Raw genomic sequence first — 25,178 nt, 5'->3', positions numbered from 1 at the left:
AGATTAAAAGATTAAAAGATTAAAAGATTAAAAGATTAAAAGATTAAAAGATTAAAAGATTAAAAGATTAAAAGATTTTCCCTAAACACCATTATCACTCCTCACTAATAATTCATAACTTATAACTTACAACTCATTCTCATCATTCAACGCGTAAGTCCTGAAATTCAGCATTTTTATTTTTCCCGAATCCAAAAGGAAAATAAGGTTTTCTAAAATGCTTTCTTTTGATTGATAGCTTAGCTGGATGGAAAGCTCTTCAATAGTAGCAGGCTTTTTCGTTAATAATTTAATGATCTGCCCTGAAACATTTTTCCCGAAGATTGATCGTTTATTTTTTTCACAGACAGAGCACTGACTACAGTTTTTTGAATTTTTTTCTCCAAAATAGGAGAGGATAAGTTTCATTTTACAGTAGTCATTATTTTCTACATAAAATTTCATTTCTTCCCATTTCTGAATTTTGGTTCTTTGAATATGCTCGAAAAGCTTCCAGTAAGAACTATTGATGATTCTTTCATCTCTGGGTTTTAAAAACTTCACGCTGGCTAAAGCACCGTCAACATATTCTACATAGTTTTTCTGCTGTAGTTCTTTAAGACGCTCTTTGATTAAATGAACACTTACTCCGATTTTATTACTGACGTTTTGTTCACTGAACATCACTTTATGAGTCGTAATACCTGAAACCGTACGGAGAAGAAGCTCTATAAAATAGCTGTCTTTATGAGGGAGCTGATCAATTTCATCAGCCTGCATCAATAATTGTAGAGATGATAAACTTTTATTATCATTATAATAGATGATTTCCTGATTGTGAAGAAAATTCAGGACATTTTTAATTTTTGCCTTTGAGAGTTTGGTGAAATTCTGAATTCCTGTCGTATTCAACTGAAAAACTTTTTCAGGCAGCTCGTTCTCTGCAACTTGGAAAATAGAGTAGAGGTAGGTGACAATTTTCAGAAATTCCGCTTTATTGGGAATCTGATTTTTTAAAATCTGGTCAAAGTTTAAAATTTCCTGTTGATTCCAGAGCAGGAACGCAAAACTTTTTTTTCCGTCTCTTCCCGCTCTTCCTATTTCTTGGTAATAATTTTCCAGGGAAGGAGAAGGGGAATAATGGATGACAAAACGTACATTGTCTTTATCGATTCCCATACCGAAAGCATTCGTTGAAATCAAAACATTGCTGTTGCTGTTATTCCAGATCTGCTGTTTGTTATTTTTTTCCTTTGTTGTCAATCCGGCGTGGAAAAAGTCAACATGTTTCAGTTGATTGTTCTGAAGAAATTCTGTAAGCAGTTCCGCTTCTTTTCTGGAACGTACATAGACAATTCCGGAATCCCGGGTATATTTTAAAATAGTATACACACGCTGGAATTTATCGGAAACTTCTTCTGTATAAATTTTAATGTTTTCCCTTTTAAAACTTTTCTGAAAAACTTCAGGTTTCCTGAGTTCGAGCTTAGATTTAATCTCTTCCAGAACTTTCGGTGTAGCGGTTGCCGTTAAAGCCAGACAGTGAATTTCAGGATTATTTCTTCTGAATTCTTTTATGTTCTGATAGCTCGGGCGGAAATCCTGTCCCCATTCGGAGATACAGTGTGCTTCGTCTACTGCTATAAAAGACATCTGAATTTCCTCAATATTTTGCAGGAACTGAGTATTGGTAAGCCTTTCCGGTGAAATGTAAAGCAATTTTGTTAAGCCATCCTTGCATCTGCTGTAAATCACTTCAGCATCAAACTCATCGAGCTCTGACGACAAATATTCTGCCTCAATGCCCCGGAATTTAAGCTGGTTTACCTGGTCTTTCATCAGGGCCAGTAATGGAGAAATGACAACACAAACTCCTTCTTTTAATAAGGCCGGAAGCTGATAGCATAAAGATTTTCCTGCACCTGTAGGGAGAAGAACGAGAGTATCTTTTTCGCTGAGCACGGAATTGATAATTTCTTCCTGTGAATCTCTGAACTGATCATAGCCCCAAAAATGTTTAAGGGTTCTGTATTTTAGCTGGTGAAAGTCTTGTGAGGAAATCATGGAGTAAAAATAAGGAAAGAAATATAACAAAAAAAGTCACGCATTGCGTGACTTTATATAAATAAATAATGAGTTTATTATTTTGCTTCAAAGTAAACTCTTCTGTTTGCTCTGTTTTTCCATTCAGGACATTTTGTAGCTGGCTCACACTCAGGATATTTAAGGTCTTTTTCACCTTTACCGATAGCGTTAAGTTTACCTGTCTGAACTCCGTTTTTGATCAAATAATCTTTAACGTTATTTGCTCTTCTTTCAGACAGCTTTTGGTTGTAAGCATCAGTTCCTCTTGTATCGGTAGCTCCTACTACATTGTAAGAACCTTCTGAAGAATTGATATAACCAACAGCGTTGTTAAGGATAGGTGTGTTTGAAGGTAAGATTCTGTCAGAATTTAAATCAAATTCAATTCCTTCCAATGTTCTTTCCGTTTCTTTTACAGGTCCTGTAGTCGTTGTAGGACAACCGTTATTTTCAACAGGTCCAGGAACCGTAACACACTTGTCGTAAAGGTCGATTACTCCATCAAGGTCAGTATCAAGAGCTACACCGGCACCATCCACTCTTGCTCCTGCAGGAGTATCAAGTTGTCTGTCCCAATCATCACAAACTCCGTCATTATCAGCATCTCCTTTTTTACAAACTTCGATGTCCTGGTTTTTGTTGGCTAAAACATCTAATTTGTAATAGATTTCCTGTAACGGGTCATGCCACATTAAGTGAGACTCGTGTTTTCCTAACTTTAATGAAACCCCTAAAGTTGCGTTGAAGAAGTTGTCTGAAGTGTTTTCTTCACGTTGGTTGATGGCACTGTATTGTGCTCCGCCACCATCGAATTCATCATCACCGGTGATTACATACATTACTCTTCCTTCAATGTCAATTCTGTTATTAACTTTGAATTTAAGACCTGTACCTACCTGACCGAATAATGAATTAAATTTGAAAGGCTTAACTTCAGTCATCAATGATTGACTATTGTTAACTCTCTTTTGGTAAGCTCTGTAAGCTAAGGTACCGATACCCGCATACCCATGAAGCGCCCATCTGTAAGGAGAGTGGTTATCTACTCTTCTTAAAAGGTTAGAGAAGTTAATATCCCCTAATAATGAGATCGCATCATATTGAGTTCTGGCAGCTACTTCATTAGCCGGAGTCCCTGAAGGTGCAGAATCTTTAGTGCTGAACCAACCTTGTCTTGTTTCTCCTCTGTCGTATTGTAATTTAAGGCCAAAAGCATGGGTAATGGCTTTATCAATACTTACATAAGCGGAATACCCGAAAAGGTTTTTTCCGTTACCGTTCTTTATAGATGTTAAATCGGCAGACTGCATAAGCGGTACACCGGCACCTATTGAAATTGCCCAATCATTAAATCTTTTGGATTGTTGGGTAAAAGGAGAAACATTGGCAGAACCCGAAGAAAAAGTGTTCGGATATTCTCCATTTGAAACTGCCGTTGAGTCTTGTGCAAAAGAAGCTGTTGGAACAGCTAATGCTAGTGCTACAATTGCTAAACTTAATTTCATAGTGTATTTTTTATTTAGTTAATTAAATGATTTATTTTGCAAAAATAAGTTTTCTATTCTTAAATACCAATAAAATACCTAACCTTCGTTCAGAAAATCATATAAATTTAGGAAAAAAAAATCATTCCTGAAAGATAAAAAATAAATAAGCCGGAAAGAATTTTTTCCGGCCCTTTAATTTATGAGAATTTATTTTCTTTTCTTTTTACCTGAAGCTTTTTTTATTGGCTTTTTTACGGGAGCTTCTTCATAATCTTTTTTCTTGATTGCTTCCCATTCTGAAGCGTTTTCAATAAAACGTACGGTAACTTTTCTGTCTGTTAATCTTTCTGCATCACTGGCCGTTGCCGGAAATTGAGCTTCTGCAGAACCAACTCCTCTGGATTTAAGTGAGTTTGAAGAAACTCCTCTGCTTTCCAAAGCGGCTACTACTGCTGCTGCTCTTTCCTGAGAAAGTTTTAAATTATAAGCAGCGCTTCCTTTAATATCTGTATGACCTGTCAGTAAATAATTACCGTCATTTTCTTTGATAATTTTTGCAGCCTGGTCCAGTTTATCATTAGATTCAGGTCTGATGGTTGCTTTATTGAAGTTAAAATAAACATCCTTAAGTTCCTGCTCTACTGCTGTTGCCACTTGATGATTGTCTTTTTTTACTACGATTGGACAGCCATTGTTTTCAACAGGCCCTGGAACCGTAACACACTTATCGTAAAGATCGATTACACCATCTAAATCTGCATCAAGAGCTACACCGGAGCCATCCACTCTTGCTCCTGCAGGAGTATCAAGTTGTCTGTCCCAATCATCACAAATGGCATCTTGGTCAAGATCTCCTCTTTTACATAAATCAACGTCCTGCTTTTTGTTAGCTAAAACATCTAATTTGTAATAGATTTCCTGTAATGGATCATTCCACATTAAGTGAGATTCATGTTTTCCTAATTTCAACGAAACCCCTAAAGTTGCGTTGAAGAAGTTGTCTGAAGTGTTTTCTTCACGTTCGTTGATCGCACTGTATTGAGCTCCGCCACCATCGAATTCATCATCACCGGTGATCACATACATTACTCTTCCTTCAAGATCAATTCTGTTATTGACTTTGAATTTAAGACCTGTACCTACCTGCCCGAATAATGAATTGAATTTGAAAGGTTTGACCTCAGTCATCAATGCCTGCTTGTTGTTAGCTCCTTTTTGGTAAGCCCTGTAAGCTAAGGTACCGATACCTGCATATCCATGAAGCGCCCATCTGTAAGGAGAGTGGTTATCTACTCTTCTTAAAAGATTAGAGAAGTTAATGTCTCCCAATAATGAGATTGCATCATATTGGGTCCTTGCAGCTACCTCCTGATAAGGCATTCCTGAAGGTGCAGAATCTTTAGTATTGAACCAACCTTGTCTTGTTTCTCCTCTGTCATATTGTAGTTTAATACCAAAAGCATGAGTAATGGCTTTATCAATACTTACATAGGCAGAATATCCGAAAAGATTTTTCCCATTTCCGTTCTTTATAGATGTTAAATCTGCAGACTGTAAAAGAGGCACACCTGCACCTATTGAAACAGACCAGTCATTAAATCTCTTAGATTGTTGGGTAAAAGGGGAAACTTCGGCAGATCCTGATGAGAATGTATTGGGATATTCGCCATTAGAGACAGCAAGGGAATCCTGGGCATGAAAAGCTGTTGGGACAGCTAATGCTAATGCCACAATTGCAAAATTTAATTTCATAATGTTGTGTTTGAATAGAAGCTATAGGGTCAGTTATTTAACCAACCCGATAGCTTAATTTTGTATAATATGTGATTGTTTTATTATTTAGGACAGCCGTTGTTATCTGCTGGTCCGGGAACTGTAACGCATTTGTCGTATAGGTCGATAACCCCGTCAAGGTCCATATCCAATGCAACACCGGCACCATCTACTCTTGCACCTGCAGGAGTATTTAGTTCTCTATCCCAGTCATCACATACCCCATCATTATCGTTATCTCCTTTTTCGCAAACAACGAAGTCTGTTGTTGCATTTTCAAGTACACTTGTTCTGTAGTAAGCTTCCTGTAAAGGATCATGCCAAGCCAAGTGAGAAAGGTGTTTTCCAAGTTTGAATGATACCCCTAAGTTCACAGTCCACATATTATCAGATCTGTGCTTATTGATCATGTTGTATTTGGAAACTTTTGATGCAGGATCGTAATCTGCTGGTCCGGCCCATCCGCCACCATCAAACTCGTCATCACCGCTCAGGATATACATTGTTCTTGCTTCAACATCAATAAGTTTTGAAACTTTATACTTCAAACCAACACCAAATTGGTAGAAGATTGAGTTAATGTCAAGATCCTGCTTAATGAAAAGTGGTACTCTGTTTGGAGTAGTGCTCCATCTGAATTCATTGTTGTCATGTAAGGAGGTATTATACCCCTGAACTCCGATACCCGCATACCCATGCAATGCCCATCTGTAAGGAGAGTGATTATCAACTCTTCTTAAAAGGTTTGAGAAATTCACATCTCCCATCAAAGCAATCTGGTTATACTTTGTCTTTGCAACACCTACCCCTGCAGCTTGTCCTGCTGCACCGTCAAGCTGAGCTTTTTGTTCTGTCTCGCCTCTCTGATAGATAAGGCTTAATCCGAAGGTATGAGAGATTTGTTTGTCTATGCTGACGTAAGCATTATATCCCAAATTCACTTTACCATCATAAAAAGAGGTAAGATCAGAATGAGTCATGAATGCTGCGCCACCTCCGACTGAAATAGACCAGTCGTTAAATCTTCTCGCCTTGTTATCAAAAGGCTGAACATTAGCTGAACCCGAAGAGAATGTATTAGGGTATTTGCCCGAAGAATCTACTGAAATACTATCCTGTGCATAAGTAGCAATAGGAAGTGCGGCCAATAATAATAAACCTAATTTCATACAATATGTTTTATGTTTTATAGATAAAATCTTTTAATAATACTCTGGAAAATTCCCTTTCAAAAAGATGTTTTTTATGAGGGATTTCCAACCTTTCTGATACAAAATTTACATTGTCATAACTAACGATATCAATATCTATGATCCTGTCACTATAACTTCCGGATACTTTAGAATCGTTAATTCTTCCCATCTCACTTTCAATACTTTTAACAAAATCAAGCAGTTGAATAGGTGAAAGATGTGTGCGTATTATTGATGCAATATTACAAAAAATATTGGAACTGACAAATTCTACAGGTTCGGATGTTAAAAATTCACTAATTTTTAATATCTCATTATCCTTTGATTTAAGTTTTTCCAAAGCCTGTTCTAAATTTTTTTTTCTGTCTCCGAGATTACTTCCGAGTAACAAAACCACCACATGTTGCGACATATTCGAAAATGATTGATTTTATGAAAAGTTTTTTAAAAAATGTTTTAGCAAATATAGTGGCAATTGTCATACTATGTGTTGTATTTTTCTTCTTTTTTATTATGATGCTGGTGTTTAGTTCTATGAGTAGTGATAAATCTGTAACTGTGAAAAAGAACTCAGTTTTAACGATTAATTTAAAAACAATGATCATTGACAGTCCTACTGAAGAGCAAAAAGGACTGTTCGAAATAAACAATCATAATAAAAGTATCCTGTTGTATGAAGCATTGGAAGCTATCAATAAGGCGAAAACGGATGATAATATCAAAGGGATCAGTATTGAGGCAGATGATCTGAATGCAGGGCTTACCCAGGTTGATGATTTAAGAAATGCCATTGAAGATTTCAAAAAAAGTGGAAAATTTGTGTATGCCTACGGGAATGCCGCTTCACAGATGTCTTATTATTTAGGGTCTGTGGCGGACAAATATTTTTTAAACCCGTCCGGTATGATTGAACTGAAAGGTTTAGCCACTGAAGTTGCATTCTTTAAAGATTTTGCAGAGAAATACGGAATCGGGATCGAAGTGATCCGTCATGGAAAATTCAAATCTGCAGTAGAGCCCTTCTTAAGAAATGATATTTCTCCGGAAAATAAAGAGCAGTTAAGTACTCTTTTAAATGACTTATGGAAAAATACATCGACAAGAATTGCAGCTTCAAGAAAAATTGATAGTGCTCAATTTAAGACAATTGTTGACAGCTTATACGGAATGATACCGGAACAGAGCCTGAAATACAAACTTGCCGATCAATTGATCCAGAAAACGGAATATGACAATCTTATCAAATCCAAATTGAATCTTAAAGATGAAGATAAATTAAATAAAGTTTCATTAGGAAAGTATATTAATTCTTATTCTGACGATGCCAAATCAGGAGATAAAGTTGCTGTATTATACGCGTCAGGTTCTATCAATAACGGGGATGAGTATAATGAGATTTATTCTGAAAAATATATTAAATACATTAAAGATCTTCAGGAAGATGATAAGGTAAAAGCTGTGGTATTCAGAATTAATTCTCCCGGAGGAAGTGCCAATGCTTCTGACGAAATTTTGTTTGAGCTTCAGCAGTTGAAAAAGAAAAAACCGCTTATTGTTTCTTTTGGTGACTATGCAGCATCAGGAGGATATTATATTGCGATGGCAGCAGATAAGATTTATTCCGAACCGAATACGCTTACCGGATCTATCGGAGTTTTCGGGGTGATTCCTTATTTTAAAGATCTGGCCAATAAAAACGGAATACGCTCAGATATTGTGGCTACCAATGCAAATTCACAATACTATTCTTCTTTAAACGGTGTAAGCCCTTATGGAGTAACGATGATTACAAGAAGTGTGGAGGGTACTTATAAGAGATTTGTACATTTCGTTACCCAAAACAGAAAACAGACTTTTGAGCAGATCGATAATATAGGCGGAGGCAGAGTATGGAGTGGTACCAGAGCTAAACAGATAGGTTTGGTAGATGATCTTGGAACTTTAAATGATGCGGTGAAGTACGCTGCCCAGAAAGCAGGTTTGAAATCTTATCATGTGGCTTCTTATCCTAAGCAGATGTCTGCTTTTGAACAAATCTTTAAAGATTTCAATGAAGATGATATTTCAGCAAGAGTGATTAAAAATAAAATAGGGAAGGCCAATTATGAAATCCTGCAGCAGATTACCAGCGAAAAGCTGAATTCTGAAATAAAAATGGAAATGCCTTATCAGATAAAAACTAACTAAATTTTATATTGTATTTTACAAAAACGCCGGATCTGAATTTCAGATCCGGCGTTTGTTTTTTTTAATATTTTATCAGCTTCTCTTCGAGGCCATTCCGAATATCCAGAGTACAACCAACGCACCTCCAACGGCGAGTAGCATACTTCTGAAATCAAAGCTGTCAACGGTTCCCCATCCTAAAAGGCTTCCAACAAATCCGCCTACAAAAGCTCCGACGATTCCTAAAATAATGGTCATCAGCCATCCGCCTCCCTGAGTGCCCGGCATAATCATTTTTGCAATTGCTCCTGCGATAAGACCAAATATGATCCAAGTTAAAATTCCCATAGTCGTAAATTTTTTAATTGTTAATATTAATAAAAAGTGTTTTACTTATTTGGGAAAACATGATAAAAATCATCTTTTCTTGAAGAATGAGTCAACAAATTCCGTACCATTAAACAATTGCAAATCCTGCATTTTCTCGCCAACGCCTATATATTTTACCGGAATCTGGAACTGATCGGAGATGCCGATTACGACTCCGCCTTTAGCTGTACCGTCTAATTTTGTAACGGCAAGAGCGTTCACTTCAGTTGCGGCTGTAAACTGCTTAGCCTGTTCAAAAGCATTCTGTCCCGTAGAGCCGTCAAGAACCAGTAGAATCTCATGGGGAGCATCAGGAATAACCTTTTGCATCACTCTTTTGATTTTTGAGAGCTCATTCATCAAATTGATTTTATTATGAAGCCTTCCTGCCGTATCAATAATAACTACGTCTGCGCCCTGGGCAACGGCACTTTGTACCGTATCAAATGCAACAGAAGCCGGGTCGGAACCCATATCCTGCTTTACGATCGGAACACCCACTCTCTGACTCCAGATGGTTAATTGATCAACAGCAGCAGCTCTGAACGTATCGGCAGCTCCAAGAACTACTTTCTTGCCTTCAGATTTAAACTGATGCGCCAGTTTTCCGATAGTCGTGGTTTTACCCACGCCGTTTACGCCTACAACCATAATGACATAAGGCTTTTTGGAGCTGTCTATATTTCCTGTGCCTGCGTGTGGATTTTCCAGCAGTAGTCCTGAAATTTCTTCACGGAGGATTTTATCAAGTTCATTTACATTAACGTACTTATCTCTGGAAACACGCTCTTCAATTCTTTCTATGATTTTAATGGTAGTGGATGCCCCTACGTCGGATGCAATAAGTACTTCTTCCAGGTCATCAAGTACTTCATCATCTACTGTGCTTTTGCCGACTACGGCTTTTGTTATTTTTTCAAAGAATCCCTGACTGGATTTTTCCAATCCTTTGTCTAAAGTTTCTTTCTCTTCTTTTTTGAAAATATTTTTAAACCAACTCATAGTTTTAGTTTATTCTTATTTGTTTTTAATAACTGCAGTGGCTTCTACTTCTATAAGCACATCTTTTCTGAAAAGGCTGCTCACTTCCACAAGGCTGCTTACGGGCGGATTCTGAAGATTGATATATAAATCCCTTACTTTTCTGAAGTCCGGTGTCCGGTTGATATCTGTAATAAATATTCCCAGTTTTATAATATCTTTTCCTGTACCGCCATATTCTTTCAGAATGTTTTCGATATTTTTGAAAACCTGAAGAGTCTGTTCTTCTACATTATTTCCCACAAGGTTACCATCCGGGTCCAGAGGAACCTGCCCAGATAATAAAATCATTTTAGAACTCCCACAGTCAATGCTTACTGATTGTGATAATCCTTTAATATTGAAAACTTTTGGAGAACTTTTATATTCTACAGGGTTCATTGTTTTCTGACTGAATGAAAATAGAAAAATTACTGTGCAGACCAGAACAAGAATCTTTTTCATATTTTACGGATTAATAATCTGGTGAACAAAGATAACAAAAAAACTACCCAAAATATGAGTAGTTTTTTATATTGTAAATAAAGTACAGATTATTTTTTTAAATAACCGTCAACTTCGTCTGCATTCATTACTTTTTCTTCGAAAACGTAAGCACCTGATTTAGATGACTTAACCATTTTCACAACTTTAGTCATTTTTTTTGACTGTCCGCTTTGTAGGGTTGCTACTACTTTCTTTGCCATGGTAAATTATATTTTATAAATTACTTGATTTCTTTGTGAACTGTAACTTTCTTAAGAACCGGATTGTACTTTTTAAGCTCTAATCTCTCTGTAGTGTTCTTTTTATTTTTAGTAGAAATGTATCTGGACATTCCCGCCATACCGCTTTCTTTGTGCTCTGTACATTCAAGGATTACTTGAACTCTGTTTCCTTTTTTTGCCATGATTTAATTACTTTTTAATCAATCCGTTTCTTACAGCTCTTTCAAGAGCCTCTTCGATTCCAATCTTGTTAATCACTCTCAATCCATGAGCTGATACTTTCAGCGTAACGTGCTTATCTTGCTCCGGAAGGTAAAACTTCTTCTCCAATAAGTTAATTTCAAAACGACGCTTCGTTTTGTTATTAGCGTGAGAAACGTTGTTACCAACCATTGCACGCTTTCCTGTTATTTGGCAAATTCTTGACATATCTCGATGTTCTTATTTGTATAATATTTGAGAGTGCAAAATAACGAAGAATTTTTTAGATAGACAAATCTTTTGCAAAATATTTGCAAATAACCTGTTGATTAATAATATTGAAAGTTGGGCAATCTCAGGTCATAGAAGAATACAGCGTTGATGCCGATTAATTTCATATAAATTTTAAAGAGCAAGGAAATTAACCGTCATAAAAACTCATCATTAAGTAATTCAACATTCAACTAATAAACAAAACCGATCGAAAGACCGGTTTTGTTTTTATTTTCAGACGAATTTATATTAAACATTAAACGTATTTAAGCCGTTAAGTTGAGTTAAGAAAATTATTCTGCTTTTAAATCAATAATCTTAATGCTCTTCATTACTTAATCAAAGCTTAATAGTTCATTTTAAGCTTTCTTGTTCTGGAATTTATTTTGAAACCTTTTAATTAAAAAATAGAAAAGCAGGAATCCTAACGCAAAAATTGAAATTCTTGTCAGCAGGTCTCCGGTTCTTGTATAAAATGTCTGTTGGTCGTAAAGATTTATTTTTGCAAATAAAGCCGTCTGGTCGCCATAAAAAGTATCGGCAACTACGTCACCTTTCGCATCAATATGGGCAGAGATGCCGCTGTTGGCTGCACGGGCAATTTCCCTTCTGGTTTCTATCGCTCTTAATTTGGCGTAAGATAACAGCTGTTTATGGCCCTCAGTCACACCCCACCACGAGTCGTTGGTCATGATCGCTAAGAAATTGGCACCCTTCTTTACATAATCGGTTACAAATTCACCATAAATGCTTTCATAGCAAATGATCGGAGCAATTTTTCCCTTGTTGTAAGGATTGGAGAAAGCAACTCTGTCTTTATCCGTTCCCAATGAAGCCACAGTTCCGCCCAGATTAAGCATGGCATCTCCTAAGATAGGTTTTAAAACATTCATATAAGGGAAGATTTCCACTCCGGGAACAAGCTTTCCTTTGTGATACACTTCAACTTTCTGGTTGGGAACAATTTGTACAGCCGAATTATAGCTTTCCACCCAAAGTCCAGGATTGATCTGGTAAGCTTCTTTAGGTAAATTTTCAGTCTTTGTATAAAAACGGTGCGAAGAAATTCCTGTTGAGAATACAGAACCCGGATGTTTTGAGAGGAACCCTTTGATATTGTTTAATAATATACTTTTTTCAAATGCAGTCTCGGAGATGGAGCCTCTTCCCGGGATTGCCGTTTCGGGAGCGATATAATAATCTATTCTTCCTTTTGAATTTTTTTCGGCAAGGTTTAATAAATCATTTTCTATGGTCAGGCTGTCTTTAGAATATTTTTCTGCATAAGGGTCAAGATCCGGCTGAAGAAGCAAAATATTGACCTGTCCAATTGGTTTTTCGTCAAAATTATTGTACCTGACTAATGAAATAATCATCGGGAGAAAAATGACAAGAACAAGGATAGAAACATTTCTGATCAGGTCTTTTCTTTTTCTTCCGGCTTCCCAGGTTCTCAGGGTATAAAAAATGAAAACATTAATCAATAAAATCCAGAAACTTCCGCCGGTAGCTCCCAGCGTATCATACCATTGAACCAATTTAGGGTATTCTGAAAATACATTTCCAAGGTTGAGCCATGGCCATGTTAATTCCCATGACATGTGGAATTTTTCAAAACTCATCCAGATGGCTACTAAAAAAGCCAGTCCCCAATAGGTTCCCTGGGCATTTTTATACCAGTGATAAAACTGGAAAACCAATGAATATAAAAAGGAATTAACTAAAACCGGAAATACAACAGCCATCAGAGAATGACTTCCATCCGGGTTTTTTGAGCCGTACAGCCAGCCTGTGGTCACGATATTCCAGATTACAAAGCACAGATAGGACAATCCGAAAACCATCCAGCTTTTTCTTTTATAATCTGAAAATTTGGAAATTCCGTGTTCCATCATCAAAAGAGGAACAAGGGCAAAAAATATGAAGAAAGGAATTCCGTAAGTGGGCCAGGATATTGATAACAACATCGCTGAAATGAGCGTAAGAAGTACGTATTTCATTATATTTAATTAACATACAAATTTAATGTTTTTGAAATGAATAAATTTGCAATCGATGTTAAAGAAATTTTACAAACTCATTATTTTTCCCTATACAAACCTCTTAAGGATAGAACCTGCTTTATCAACTCTGGAATTTATCAGAAATACGATCCGGTGGTGGGATATCATCAGGATTGTGATCGGAAATATTGTTATGTTTATCCCTTTCGGGTTTCTTGGTTGGGCCTTCCCAAAACTAATGGATCTTAAAACCTGATACTGGCCTTTGTTTCAGCAATCGTAATTGCCGAAGGGCTGCAGTATTTTTCGAGAATGGGTATTTTTGAAACAGATGATATTATCCTTAATACACTGGGCGTTTATCTGGGCTGGCTGATATGCCGGCTGATGGAAAATAAAATTAGCCGTTTAATTCTTTAGCCCGTTTTTCAGCATTTAAAATTCCCTTTTTCAAAATTTCTTTAAAGCTGTTATCTTCAAAAGTTTTTAAAGCAGCTTCTGTAGTTCCGCCTTTGGATGCAACATCACTTATTAATTCTTCAAGGTTTCTGTCAGAATTGTTAATCAGATGATAAGCGCCAAGCATCGTTTGCTTCACAAAAAGCTTAGAAAGGTTTTCTTCAATCCCCATTTCGATTCCGGCTTTGATCATGGCATCTATGATATAATAAAAATAGGCAGGTCCGCTACCGGAAAGTGCTGTAACGCCATCCAGCAAATTTTCATCTTCCAGATAAACCGATCTTCCGGTACTGTTTAGTAATCTTTCAATATTAATGATCTGGCTGAAGGAGATTCCGTCTGCAGATGTATAGCCGGTAATTCCCATTCCCAAAAGAGTAGGAGAGTTGGGCATTGCTCTTACAACAAGCGGGTGATTTAACAGTTTCTGGATTTTCTGAATTTTAATTCCGGCCATGATCGATAAAACCATCTGATTTTCCTTTAATGGAAATGAGATATTTTCTGCAACATTCTGAAAATCCTGAGGTTTTACGGCAATGATGATCAGGTCTGCATCCAACTCTTTGACTTCCTCAAAAGTTGAAATTTTTGATCCCGGGAATTCTTCAGATAATTTAGAAATTTTAGACGGGTTTCTGATGATAAGATGCAGGTCCTGACGTTTGATCAGCTCATATTTCAAAAATGATTTCGAAAACGATAATCCCATGTTTCCGGCTCCCAGAATAGCTATTTTCATAAATGTGTCTTGTTATTTAAACTTAATCTTTTAAGTATTTTTTGAAGGTGACAGAGTAATTGTCATTAAAAGTAATAAATTCTAAATTTTTAAAAGAAATTTTATGCGGTTTTTTATATAATTTACCGGTTGCATCATAATTTTTAATGGTAACCGATTGCTCATTGATATCTGAGATTTCACCGATTGAAAACAGGTCTTTTTTCTTTTTCCAGCTTTCGACAATACAATGAAAATTCTGTTTCTTTATAGATTTAAAAAGGGATTCCGGGTTCTTTAAAGAAGTATTGTCGATAATTCTTTGATTGAATTTGATCAGTCCTTCTTCATAGAAAATCTCTTTCGTTTTTTTATCAAACCTGTTGTTCCGGATGCTTGCAATTCTTTTGTAAGGAATGATTTTAAAGCCTGACAGGTTGAATTCATGGGTTTCCTGGATCATCAGAAAATCATCAGACATTTTAAGGATAAATCCGAAAGTATATCCGTCCGGACTTTTTTCCGAAAAATAAATTTTCACGTAATTATTCTTATCAATATGCTTTTGGATAAGCTTTCTGAATTCTTTTTCCGTTAATTCTTTTTCCATGATTGTTGTATTAAAAATGGTTTTAAATAATTGAAGGGTTGAAATTTAATGAAAGTAAATGTTTTATAAATATTAAATTTTATTCAACAGGATTTCATGCTAAAAAAAACAACTGCAATTGCAGTTGTTTGGAAGATTATTTTTTAGAAGCTTAGTCTCTTTATAAAGCTCAGATTAAATAATATTCACCTCTCTTTCAAGTTCAATTCCGAATTTTTCCTTTACCGAATCAATGATCATTGTTGAAAAATCAAAAATTTCTTTACCGGTTGCCTTGCCTGTAGCATTCACGATAACCAGGGATTGTAATTGATGTGAAGCTACATTTCCGATTTGTTTTCCCTTCCAGCCGCATTGCTCGATCAGCCATCCGGCAGGCACCTTCACCTGATCTCCGTTCGGGTAACCCTGGATGTTTTCAAATTTCTGCTTTAATGCTTCAAACTGATCCAGAGGAATGGTCGGGTTCTTGAAAAAGCTTCCTGCATTTCCAATGATTTTCGGATCCGGTAATTTGCTTTGTCTGATATTAATCACCGCTTTAGAAATATCCTGTATCGTAGGGTTTTGAATACCCAGTTTTTCCAGTTCAGATTGAATCGCTCCGTATTCGGTTTTAATAATGTGGTCTTTTTTTGTCAGTTTAAACGTAACTTCAAGAATCACATATTTTCCTTTCCCTTCCTGTTTGAAAATAGAATCCCGGTATCCGAACCTGCACTTTTCCAGATCGAAGCTCTCAACTTCGAGAGTTTCCAGGTTCAGTACTTGACAGTTAACAAAAACATCTTTTATTTCTGTGCCGTAAGCACCAATATTCTGCATGGGGGAAGTCCCTACATTTCCCGGAATTAGGGAAAGGTTTTCCAGTCCGCCATAATTGTTTTTCAAACAATACATTACGAAGTCATGCCAGTTTTCTCCGGCTTTGGCTGTAATCAGAACTTCATTTTCTGTCAGGTTTTCCTCGGTTATTCCTTTTAAATTAAGCTTAACCGCAAGGCCGTCAAAATCCTGGGTCAGTAAAATATTGCTTCCCCCCCCAAGAAATAAAAGCGGGAGGGTTTGAGCGCCTGAGAAATTCAGTGCATTCTTCAATTCTTCAGTATTGCTGACTTCTGTGAAGTATTTTGCTTTGGCTTCTACACTGAAAGTATTGTATGGTTTTAGAGAAAAATTTTCGTGCATGGGATTTACTGGTATTCTTTCGGAAGAATTTTTTCTATTTGAATTTTTAATTTTTGAAACTGCTTATAATGAATGGTATCAATATAAGAATTTACGTAGACATGGGATTTTTTCGGAGTTCTGATTTGAAAGGTTTCATCAATTCCGTCAACAGGCTGCTTGCTTGGTGAGCTTTTTATTTTATCCAACGTCTCAGGATCAATAGTGGAAGCAATATTCTGCCAGGTTTCAGGAGTAATGGCAGAATCCCAACGATGATGGATCTTGCCGGCTGAACTGCCCTGTTCTGAATGGATGGAATCTTTTGTAATCCTGATAATCCTGTAGTTTCCTAAACTTCCACCAATATCAGATAAACTAATGAATGATATTTCGTCTGGATTTTTTACGGCGGTAGTTGTGTTTTCCTTCTTAAGGCAGGAAAAAAATGTCAGCAATAAAACGGTTGAAAAGAATATTTTCAAACTGAGTTTTTTTATTGCTGACATTTTTATAATTTATAGATTAAACTCTGATTTGTATTGCAGTAGTGCATCTTTTAAAATTTCGGCACTTCTTTTCAAATCCTGTTCTTTTAAAACATAGGCAATTCTCACCTGCTTTTTACCCAATTCAGGATTGCTGTAGAATCCGCCTGCAGGAGCTACCATGATGGTTTCGTTTTTGTTGGAATATTTTTCCAGCAGCCATTGAGCAAATTTTTCAGTATCATCCACCGGAAGCTCAGCTACACAATAGAATGCGCCTTTAGGTTTGGGGCAGATCACTCCGGGAATGGCATTTAATAAATCTACCAGGATATTTCTTCTGTGGGTATATTCTTCTCTTACTGCACGGATGTAGGCTCCGTCGTTCTGGTGAGCGGCAGTTGCTGCAATCTGTCCCAAAAGAACCGGGCTCAGTCTTGCCTGTGCAAAAAGCATGGCTGCATCATGAATTTTTTTGGAACGGGTAATCATACATCCGATTCTTACTCCGCACATAGAATAGCGTTTAGATTCTGAATCAATGATAATACAGTTTTCGCTTAATTCAGGGAAAGCCAACATTGAAATCTGCTGCTTGCCATCATAAACGTATTCTCTGTAAACTTCATCGGAAATGATGACAATATCATATTTTAAAGCAATTTCTGCCAGCTTCTGAAGCTCTTCGCGAGTGTAAAGATATCCCGTTGGGTTTCCGGGGTTACAGATAACAATTGCTCTGGTTTTTTCAGTGATTTTTTTCTCAAATTCTTCAATCGGAGGAAGGGCAAAGCCTGTATCGATTGTTGACGGAACCGCCACTACGTTTACATTGAATGTACTGGTGAATCCGTTATAGTTTGCATAATAAGGTTCCGGGATGATTATCTCGTCTCCGTCATCACAAAGGGTAGAGATGGCAAAGTTCAATGCTTCGGAACCACCGTTGGTTACAATGAAATTATCAGGCGTCAGATCTTTAAAATCCAAAGAATGGTAATAATCTGTAAGTGCTTTTCTATATTCTATATTTCCTTCGGAAAGAGCATATTCCAATACTTTTAAATCAATATTCTTTAAAGCATTTAAAGCCGTTTCAGGAGTCTCAATGTCCGGTTGCCCGATGTTGAGATGATATACTTTTATTCCTTTTTGTTTTGCTTTAAGGGCAAAAGGAACCAGTTTTCTTACCGGCGACGGCGGCATGTGTTGTGCTCTGTTTGAAATATTAGGCATTGTTCAAAAAATTTGTATGGCAAAAATAAGATTTAATTTTCCAATAATAAAATAATAGCTATAGCGGGGGAAATTAAAGGTATTTTGTTATTTGTATCATATTTTTCATTTTTGTGAATTTTACACTTCATTTTAGCTATTTTGATTGTTATATAGTATTTTAAATATTAATAAATGTTTGTTTTTTATTCATGTTATTTTGATATTTTAATAAAAAAATATTATGTAAATGTTTTTTATATTGTTTTTTTATTAAATTTACGATCGTAATATTGATTTATATGAAAATAAAACTATTTGTTGGAGTCTTAAATTTGATGGCTCTTTTTTCTGTCTCCGCTTTAACGGGGCAAAACTTTCAGACCATGCCGGTGCAATCCGGATATTCGGCTGATGTAATCGCTAACGGAATTGGTTCTTCCATGACCTCTACAACGGCAGATGTGGATGGAGTATCTTTTGCTTTTGTCGCACGGGATTTCCAGCTTACTTCATCGAGTACGCCTCTTACTTACGGAATCCCTGCAGACGGACTGATCAATTCTGTGGTTGCCGGAACTCCCGGTTTAAGCTTTAAACTTGGTGATCTGAGTGGGAATAATTCCTTGAGAATGGCAGGTTCTAATGATATCGGTACTTTGATTTTTACAACTCCGAAAGCAGCGTTTAAATTGTATATGCTGTCTACCAGTGGAAGTGGTACTTCTGCAGTGGATATCGTAGTGAATTTTACGGATAATACTACGCAGACATTTACAAACATCGGACTTTTAGATTGGTATGGCGGTGCGAATTTTGCCATCCAGGGGATTGGACGAATCAACAGAACCAACGATGTTCTTGAACCGAATTCTACCAACCCAAGGCTTTATCAGGCTGAGCTGGTTATCGATGCAGCCAATCAGGCAAAACCGATACAAAGTGTTACTATAACAAGAAATGCTTTAGGTAACGGAGTTTCCAATATTTTTGCTTTTTCTGCTGATGTATATTCCGACTGTGCAGCTCCGACTATACAACCGGTAGGTACACTTACATCCAGCTCAGCACAGGTATCATGGACTGTTCCTCCTACTACGCAGGCTTCAGGATATGATCTGTATTACAGTACAAGCTCTACTACGCCTACAAGTTCAACCACACCTAGTTTACCAGGGCTTACGGGAACTTCGACAACAATAGGCAGTTTAGCTGCGAATACAGTATATTATTATTGGGTAAGAACCAACTGCAGCACGGCAACAGGACAGAGTGTATGGTCTTTTGCCGGGACGTTTAAAACGTTATGTGGTCCTATGACTTCAATGTATGAGAATTTTGATTCTTATAATACGGGATCTATAGTTCCTGACTGTTGGGCAAGAATTATTACCAATGGAAGCCAGACTATTACATCTACAACTCCGGCTTCGGGGACGAGAAATATCTATCAGTATTGTTCAAGTTCACAAACCCCTAGTATTGTTGTTTTACCGGAATTCAGTAATGTTAATGCCGGAACTCACTGGCTGAGATTTAAGGCAAGAGTAACCTCGGCTACCGGAACATTGAATGTAGGTTATGTAACAGACGTTGCTGACGGAAGCACATTTGTTCCGATTCAGACCTTAAGTATTGCCAATACTACCTATACGACTGCAGCAGCAGAATATACGGTAATGGTTCCTGCTACTACACCGGCAAATGCAAGATTAGCGATAAAAAATACAGCAGACGGAAAATCTTATTATTGGGATGATGTATATTGGGAGCAGATGCCGACTTGTTTTGCACCAACAGCCTTAACAGCTTCAAATCCCGGATTAACAACAGTAGATTTGTCATGGACAGCTCCGTCTACGCCTCCTGCCAATGGATATGAATATTATTATTCCACCAGCGGTACTGCACCTACAAATGCAACAACTCCTTCCGGAACTACAGCTGCCGGAGTTACTTCAACAGGACTTTCCAACTTAAGTCCTAGTACCAACTATTATGTTTGGGTGCGTTCGGCTTGTAGTGCGACTGATAAAAGTACATGGACTTATGAAACTACCTTTAAAACATTATGCGGAAGTATCGCAACAATGTATGAAAATTTTGATTCTTACCCTACGGGATCTATCGTTCCGGATTGCTGGGCAAGAATAGCAGGCACGGGTTCACAAACTATCACAACTACTTCTCCTGCTTCGGGAACGAGAAACATCTATCAGTATACGAGTTCATCGGCAACACCTAGTATTGCTGTACTTCCTACATTCACCAACGTTAATGCAGGAACGAATCGATTGAGATTTAAAGCCAGAGTAACAAGCGGAACAGGAACCCTTAATGTAGGATATGTTACCGATATAGCTGATGCGGCTTCATTTGTTCTGATACAGGCTGTAACCATCAGCAGTAATTCTTATTCAGATTCCAATTCAGAGTATATTGTTTCGGTACCTACATCTGTACCTGCAAATGCAAGACTGGCTATTCATAGCGTGAATGACGGAAAATCTTATTATTGGGATGATGTATACTGGGAAGCTTTACAATTAAGCACTTCTGATGTAAACGTTAAAAAAGAAACGGTGAAAATTCACCCGAATCCTTTCAAAGACGTAGTATACATTTCTGAAACGAAAGAGATCAAATCTGTAATGATCGGTGATTTATCAGGAAGAGTAGTGCAGACTATTGAAAATCCGGGTAAAGAAATTAACTTAAGCATGTTGAATTCCGGATTGTATTTAATTACCATCCAGTTCAAAGACGGTTCAAGATCTACAGTGAAAGCAATTAAAAAATAATTTTTAAATTGATATTGAAGAGGCGGCTATAAATTTTTTATAGCTGTCTTTTTTGTTTATAAATTTAAAGGAAACTTATCTATAAATTTCGTTATTTTGAAAACCTTAAAAATAAAACTGAAATGCAAATTCCTGCCATATCCATAGAAGATTATATCTCAAAAATTCCTGAAGAAAGACAGGAAATATTTAAAAAGCTGTTCGATACGGTTAATGACAACCTGCCCAAAGGTTTTAAAGAAAATATCAGCTACGGGATGGTAGGCTGGGGAGTTCCTTTGGAAACTTATCCGGCAGGATACCATTGTACACCCGGTTCGTCTTTGCCTTTCATAGGGTTGGCTTCACAGAAAAATTTTATTGCTTTATACCATATGGGTATCTATGCAAAGCCCGACCTGTTGGATTGGTTTGTTGCAGAATTTCCAAAACATTCCAAAAGAAAACTGGATATGGGAAAATCTTGCATAAGATTCAAAAATATTGATGATATCCCTTTCGGGTTAATCGCTGAGCTAAGCAAAAAAATGACAGTTGATGGCTGGATTGAATGTTATGAGAGTAATTTTAAAAAGTAAGCTTTTACTTAAGCTGAGTGTTACTGCTTGTATTTTACTACTGGTTATCAGTTGTAAAACCAATCCGGTTTCAGGCCTGAAAAACGGCGATCTGCTCTTTGTTACAGCGAAAGAATCGGGTCTTTCAGGAGCGATTAACAACGTAACGCAAAAACAGAAGAGTGCTTCATTCGATCATATCGGTATTCTGGAAAAAGAAAATGGTAAATATTTTGTTCTGCATGCTGCCCCAAAAGGAGGTTCTCAAAAGCAGGCGCTAAAAGATTTTGTTAAAGATCAGAGAGAAGATCAGCAGCATATTGTCGTATATCGTTTAAAACCGGAATTTCAGTATACCATTCCTTCAGCGATTGAGAAAGCTCATAGCATGTTGGGGAAGCCCTATAATTTCAACTATATCCTCGATGAAAACTCTTATTACTGCTCGGATTTTATTGAAAGGGCATTCAGGGAAGACCATATTTTTAAATTGGAACCCATGACTTTCATTGATCCGAAAACAGGAAAAACCAATGCTTTCTGGGAAGAATTTTATCAGAAGAAAAATGTAAAGGTCCCTGAAGGTGAACCAGGCTGTAATCCTAATGGTTTGGCAGGTTCAGAGAAATTGGAACGGATAAAGGAATTATAAATCTCTAAAGTTTTATAAACGGAAACTAAAACTTTAACCGGATACAGATTTTTACAATAAATTATAATTTGCCAAATCCGCTTAATCCACTGGAAAATTAATTAAGATAATAGAAACGGGTTCAGTTAAACTTACATCCCAAATATAAAAATGTTAAAATTTAAAATTATTAGTCGACTAATTTGGTAGACTAATAATTTTTTATATTTTTGTCAAAGATTTAATGCATTAAGGCAAACAAATCAAACATTGTCTAATCCCAAAATGTTTAATTATGATTACACCCAATCCGAACCTGCAGGTTTTACAGAATACACTAAACCTGTCTAAAAAAGAATTGATATTGGAAATAGAATTAAATGGTAAAATGAAATTTGAGCAATTGCTTAATATCATCTATAGTCAGTTCGGAATTTGTCACCGGGTGTTGTCAGCTAATGTAGAATATGTGCAGGGGCGAAGCTTTGGGTCTGTTCAGTTATATATCAATGCCAATTCAGAAGATTACCGGGAGCTCGAGCTTTATCTGAATAAAAATAAACTTTTGAATACAACAGTAGAGTATATCTGCAGAAAGTATTCTTAAGGGAGATTCATATAGTTTTAATTACAAAAGTGTTCAGTTTTACTGGACGCTTTTTTTATTTCCGGGCGTTAACTAAAAAAACGTTATTTTTAAAGTAAATAAAAACAAATAATATATGATCACAATTATTGTTATCGTTGCTGTAATCGTTCTGTTTCTTCTTTACGGAGTTTCTGTTTACAACCAGCTGGTAAAATTGAGAAACCTGGTTCAGGAAGCGTGGAGCAGTATTGATGTAATGCTTAAAAAACGTCATGACCTTATTCCCAATCTTGTGGAGACGGTAAAAGGATATGCTACCCACGAAAGAGAAACATTGGATAGTGTTACAAGAGCGAGAATCCAGGCTGTAGGAGCTAATTCTGTAGAAGCTAAAGAAGCTGCGGAGAAAAACCTGAATCAGGCAATGATGAATCTGTTCGCCGTTGCAGAGCAATATCCGGATCTGAAAGCGAATGCCAATTTCCAGCAGTTGCAGTCTGAGCTTACATCCATAGAAAACGATATCGAAAAATCAAGAAGATATTATAACGGAACAGTAAGAGAAAACAATACGATGGTAGAATCTTTCCCAAGCAATATCATCGCCAATATGTACAAATTTGAAAAGTCGCCGTTCTTTGAACTGCAGAATATTGCCGAGAGAGAAGTTCCAACTGTCAATTTCTAACTCATGAAAAAGTTTTTATTACTTTTTTATATTCTGCTATACACAGCTGTCTTTTCCCAGGACGAGCCCAGACGTTCCGATCAGATGTCAATTGTAGAAGGAGTTGAAAGAATAACTTCCTTTCATACCGATATTGATGTTGATAAAAATTCCGGGCTTACGGTTATGGAAAACATCAGTGTTCACAGCCTGGGAGAAAATATTAAAAGAGGAATTTACCGTGCACTGCCTTTATCCAGAAATCTGAATAACAGGACACAGAAGGTAAAATATGATATTATTTCCGTTAAAAAGAACGGTTCGGAAGAAGATTATCACGAAAAAATAGAAGATGGCTTTCTGAAAATCTATGTCGGGAATAAAGATGTTATCTTAAATCCCGGAGATTATCAGTACGAAATAAAATACAAAACGGAAAAGCAAATCGGGTTCTTTAATACCTATGATGAGCTGTACTGGAATGTAAACGGAACCTATTGGGATTTTGAAATCGATAGCATTTCAGCGAAAATAAATCTTCCCGAAGGCGCCGGAATTATTCAGAACTCTTGTTATACCGGAAGATACGGAAGCAATTCTCAGAACTGTACTTCAAAAATTTTATCCGATCATTCAATAGAATGGAGCGCAACAGGGCTTCAGGCTAACGAAGGGCTTACCATTGCTGTCGGCTTTAAAAAAGGAGTAATCATCCCACCACCGCCACCGACTTTTCTTGAAAAATTTGGAATTCTGATTGGCGGGTTTATCGTGTTTTTAGGATTATTGTTTTATTATTTTTCCACATGGAGAAAGTATGGCGTTGATCCGGAAAGTCCTGTGGTCTATCCCCAGTTTAATGTTCCTGAAAACCTTTCGCCGGCTTCTTTAGGATATATAAAAAGTGAGAATTTTAAAAATAAATACCTCACGGCAGCAATTGTCAGCCTTGCTGTGAAAGGATATGTAAAAATAATTGAGGGTGAAGATTCAGGTATTCTGGGACTTTTCAATACAAAAACATTTACCATTCAGAAATTAAAAGAACCTGATGAGGTTTTGCCCAAAGAAGAAATTAATTTAATGAATACTCTTTTTACAGGGCAAAATGATACTGTGAAATTTGATGGGAAATATGATGCCAGGATTGAAAAAGTAGTCAACAATTTCAGGGAAACCTTAAAATTCCAGCATGATAAATTTTTAAATGAAGGTAATAACGCGGGTAAAATTGTATTGCCGGTTTTAATTATTACCATTGTTTATGCGCTGGGTCTATTTTTAAGCTATAAGATATATCCTGAAGACGAAAAAATAGTTATCGGCGGATTTCTGTATGGTGTCCTTTTCATTGTGTTGTGTTTAACGATGATTCTGTTTAAAAATGTTTCCTGGAAATATTTAATCCCCATTCCGGTTCTGATTTTTCTGGTCATCGGAGGCTTGATTGTCAAAGGGCATGGTGCGGTGGAAAGTAATAATTTTAATATCTGCTACATTTTTATTGCACTGGCGTTTACCTCACTCATCATTTATCAGAATCTGATTAAAAGGCCATCTGAAGAAAAGCTAAAGAAAAAATCGCTGATTGAAGGTTTTAAAATGTATATGGGTGCTGCTGAAAACGAACAGCTTAAATTTCACAATCCACCTCAGATGACACCTCAGGTTTTTGAAAACCTCCTGCCTTTTGCAATGGTTTTGGGTGTTGACGAAATCTGGGGTAAAAAGTTTGATGAAATGCTGAAAAAGATGGCCAGCGGATCAGACTACGTTCATACTTGGTATGTAGGAAGCTCAATCAACCATTACAGCTTTGGAAATACCCTGAACTCAAGCCTTACCCATTCCATACAATCTGCAGCAACGCAGCCGTCCAGTTCCGGAAGCGGTTCCGGTGGCGGTGGATTCTCCGGCGGAGGTGGCGGAGGTGGCGGAGGCGGAGGCTGGTAGACCGTTATAAAAGCAAAAGCGTTCAATATTTTGAACGCTT

26 protein-coding genes are annotated in these 25,178 nt (G+C 36.8%); 9 read left to right on the top strand and 17 right to left on the bottom strand.

Annotation, left to right across the window (positions count from 1 at the left end):
- Positions 1-126: 126 nt before the first annotated feature.
- The 5 genes from AB8P06_RS09905 to folK form a co-directional block, all read right to left on the bottom strand.
- A complete protein-coding gene (locus AB8P06_RS09905) occupies positions 127-2,043 on the bottom strand; it encodes a RecQ family ATP-dependent DNA helicase (RefSeq protein WP_369840959.1) in 1,917 nt (638 codons plus the stop codon).
- A gap of 77 nt (positions 2,044-2,120) precedes the next feature.
- Positions 2,121-3,569: an OmpA family protein gene (locus AB8P06_RS09900; RefSeq protein WP_369840957.1), complete on the bottom strand. Its 1,449-nt coding sequence runs from the start codon at positions 3,567-3,569 to the stop codon at positions 2,121-2,123.
- A gap of 189 nt (positions 3,570-3,758) precedes the next feature.
- A complete protein-coding gene (locus AB8P06_RS09895; protein ID WP_369840955.1) occupies positions 3,759-5,303 on the bottom strand; it encodes an OmpA family protein in 1,545 nt (514 codons plus the stop codon).
- Between the two features lie 83 nt (positions 5,304-5,386).
- Entirely contained in the window at positions 5,387-6,493 is a 1,107-nt protein-coding gene (locus AB8P06_RS09890; protein WP_369840953.1) for an OmpA family protein, read from the bottom strand.
- A gap of 10 nt (positions 6,494-6,503) precedes the next feature.
- Positions 6,504-6,929 (bottom strand): 2-amino-4-hydroxy-6-hydroxymethyldihydropteridine diphosphokinase, encoded by a 426-nt coding sequence (gene folK, locus AB8P06_RS09885; RefSeq protein WP_369840951.1) that lies wholly within the window; start codon positions 6,927-6,929, stop codon positions 6,504-6,506.
- Positions 6,930-6,949: 20 nt separating this feature from the next.
- Between folK and sppA the strand changes: the two genes are divergently transcribed.
- On the top strand, positions 6,950-8,704 hold the full coding sequence (gene sppA / locus AB8P06_RS09880; RefSeq protein WP_369840949.1) for a signal peptide peptidase SppA: 1,755 nt from the start codon (positions 6,950-6,952) through the stop codon (positions 8,702-8,704).
- A gap of 72 nt (positions 8,705-8,776) precedes the next feature.
- Here sppA and AB8P06_RS09875 read toward each other — a convergent pair whose 3' ends face one another.
- The 7 genes from AB8P06_RS09875 to lnt form a co-directional block, all read right to left on the bottom strand.
- Entirely contained in the window at positions 8,777-9,031 is a 255-nt protein-coding gene (locus AB8P06_RS09875; protein ID WP_369840947.1) for a GlsB/YeaQ/YmgE family stress response membrane protein, read from the bottom strand.
- Positions 9,032-9,100: 69 nt separating this feature from the next.
- On the bottom strand, positions 9,101-10,054 hold the full coding sequence (gene ftsY, locus AB8P06_RS09870) for a signal recognition particle-docking protein FtsY (protein WP_369840945.1): 954 nt from the start codon (positions 10,052-10,054) through the stop codon (positions 9,101-9,103).
- 15 nt (positions 10,055-10,069) lie between these two features.
- The gene (locus AB8P06_RS09865; RefSeq protein ID WP_369840943.1) at positions 10,070-10,537 is read right to left on the bottom strand and encodes a RidA family protein; all 468 of its coding nucleotides are present in this window, start codon (positions 10,535-10,537) and stop codon (positions 10,070-10,072) included.
- Positions 10,538-10,626: 89 nt separating this feature from the next.
- Positions 10,627-10,779: a DUF4295 domain-containing protein gene (locus AB8P06_RS09860; RefSeq protein WP_002976755.1), complete on the bottom strand. Its 153-nt coding sequence runs from the start codon at positions 10,777-10,779 to the stop codon at positions 10,627-10,629.
- A gap of 20 nt (positions 10,780-10,799) precedes the next feature.
- Positions 10,800-10,982, bottom strand: a complete 183-nt coding sequence (gene rpmG, locus AB8P06_RS09855) for a 50S ribosomal protein L33 (protein WP_007841812.1) — start codon at positions 10,980-10,982, stop codon at positions 10,800-10,802.
- Positions 10,983-10,989: 7 nt separating this feature from the next.
- Entirely contained in the window at positions 10,990-11,229 is a 240-nt protein-coding gene (rpmB, locus tag AB8P06_RS09850; RefSeq protein WP_007841810.1) for a 50S ribosomal protein L28, read from the bottom strand.
- Between the two features lie 404 nt (positions 11,230-11,633).
- Entirely contained in the window at positions 11,634-13,274 is a 1,641-nt protein-coding gene (gene lnt / locus AB8P06_RS09845; RefSeq protein ID WP_369840938.1) for an apolipoprotein N-acyltransferase, read from the bottom strand.
- A gap of 55 nt (positions 13,275-13,329) precedes the next feature.
- On the opposite strand from lnt, the gene AB8P06_RS09840 reads away from it, so the two are divergent.
- Positions 13,330-13,533 (top strand): VanZ family protein, encoded by a 204-nt coding sequence (locus AB8P06_RS09840; RefSeq protein WP_369840936.1) that lies wholly within the window; start codon positions 13,330-13,332, stop codon positions 13,531-13,533.
- Positions 13,534-13,589: 56 nt separating this feature from the next.
- On the top strand, positions 13,590-13,697 hold the full coding sequence (locus AB8P06_RS09835) for a VanZ family protein (RefSeq protein WP_369840934.1): 108 nt from the start codon (positions 13,590-13,592) through the stop codon (positions 13,695-13,697).
- Here AB8P06_RS09835 and proC read toward each other — a convergent pair.
- The 5 genes from proC to AB8P06_RS09810 form a co-directional block, all read right to left on the bottom strand.
- Positions 13,678-14,481, bottom strand: a complete 804-nt coding sequence (gene proC / locus AB8P06_RS09830; RefSeq protein WP_369840932.1) for a pyrroline-5-carboxylate reductase — start codon at positions 14,479-14,481, stop codon at positions 13,678-13,680. The genes AB8P06_RS09835 and proC overlap by 20 nt on opposite strands.
- Positions 14,482-14,503: 22 nt before the next feature.
- Entirely contained in the window at positions 14,504-15,070 is a 567-nt protein-coding gene (locus tag AB8P06_RS09825) for a hypothetical protein (RefSeq protein ID WP_369840930.1), read from the bottom strand.
- A gap of 174 nt (positions 15,071-15,244) precedes the next feature.
- Positions 15,245-16,258, bottom strand: a complete 1,014-nt coding sequence (gene murB / locus AB8P06_RS09820; RefSeq protein ID WP_369840928.1) for a UDP-N-acetylmuramate dehydrogenase — start codon at positions 16,256-16,258, stop codon at positions 15,245-15,247.
- A gap of 5 nt (positions 16,259-16,263) precedes the next feature.
- On the bottom strand, positions 16,264-16,746 hold the full coding sequence (locus tag AB8P06_RS09815; RefSeq protein ID WP_369840926.1) for a hypothetical protein: 483 nt from the start codon (positions 16,744-16,746) through the stop codon (positions 16,264-16,266).
- 9 nt (positions 16,747-16,755) lie between these two features.
- Entirely contained in the window at positions 16,756-17,961 is a 1,206-nt protein-coding gene (locus AB8P06_RS09810; protein ID WP_369840924.1) for a pyridoxal phosphate-dependent aminotransferase, read from the bottom strand.
- A gap of 281 nt (positions 17,962-18,242) precedes the next feature.
- Here AB8P06_RS09810 and AB8P06_RS09805 point away from each other — a divergent pair, with 281 nt between their 5' ends.
- From AB8P06_RS09805 to AB8P06_RS09780, 6 genes are all read left to right on the top strand, one after another.
- A complete protein-coding gene (locus tag AB8P06_RS09805) occupies positions 18,243-20,741 on the top strand; it encodes a fibronectin type III domain-containing protein (protein WP_369840922.1) in 2,499 nt (832 codons plus the stop codon).
- Positions 20,742-20,863: 122 nt separating this feature from the next.
- A complete protein-coding gene (locus AB8P06_RS09800; RefSeq protein ID WP_369840920.1) occupies positions 20,864-21,319 on the top strand; it encodes a DUF1801 domain-containing protein in 456 nt (151 codons plus the stop codon).
- Entirely contained in the window at positions 21,279-21,950 is a 672-nt protein-coding gene (locus AB8P06_RS09795) for a YiiX/YebB-like N1pC/P60 family cysteine hydrolase (protein WP_369840918.1), read from the top strand. Before AB8P06_RS09800 ends, AB8P06_RS09795 begins: the two co-directional genes overlap by 41 nt.
- Before the next feature lie 274 nt (positions 21,951-22,224).
- Positions 22,225-22,536, top strand: coding sequence for an NIL domain-containing protein (locus AB8P06_RS09790; RefSeq protein WP_369840916.1), 312 nt, complete (start codon positions 22,225-22,227; stop codon positions 22,534-22,536).
- Between the two features lie 115 nt (positions 22,537-22,651).
- Complete coding sequence (locus AB8P06_RS09785) at positions 22,652-23,206, top strand: LemA family protein (RefSeq protein ID WP_369840914.1); 555 nt, start codon at positions 22,652-22,654, stop codon at positions 23,204-23,206.
- A gap of 3 nt (positions 23,207-23,209) precedes the next feature.
- Positions 23,210-25,138 (top strand): DUF2207 domain-containing protein, encoded by a 1,929-nt coding sequence (locus AB8P06_RS09780; RefSeq protein WP_369840912.1) that lies wholly within the window; start codon positions 23,210-23,212, stop codon positions 25,136-25,138.
- Positions 25,139-25,178: the final 40 nt, after the last annotated feature.

The organism is Chryseobacterium tongliaonense, from assembly GCF_041224435.1.
Lineage (GTDB): Bacteria > Bacteroidota > Bacteroidia > Flavobacteriales > Weeksellaceae > Chryseobacterium > Chryseobacterium tongliaoense.
The sequence above is the reverse complement of the archived record's forward strand: the minus strand, read 5'-3'. Positions and strand labels throughout refer to the sequence as shown.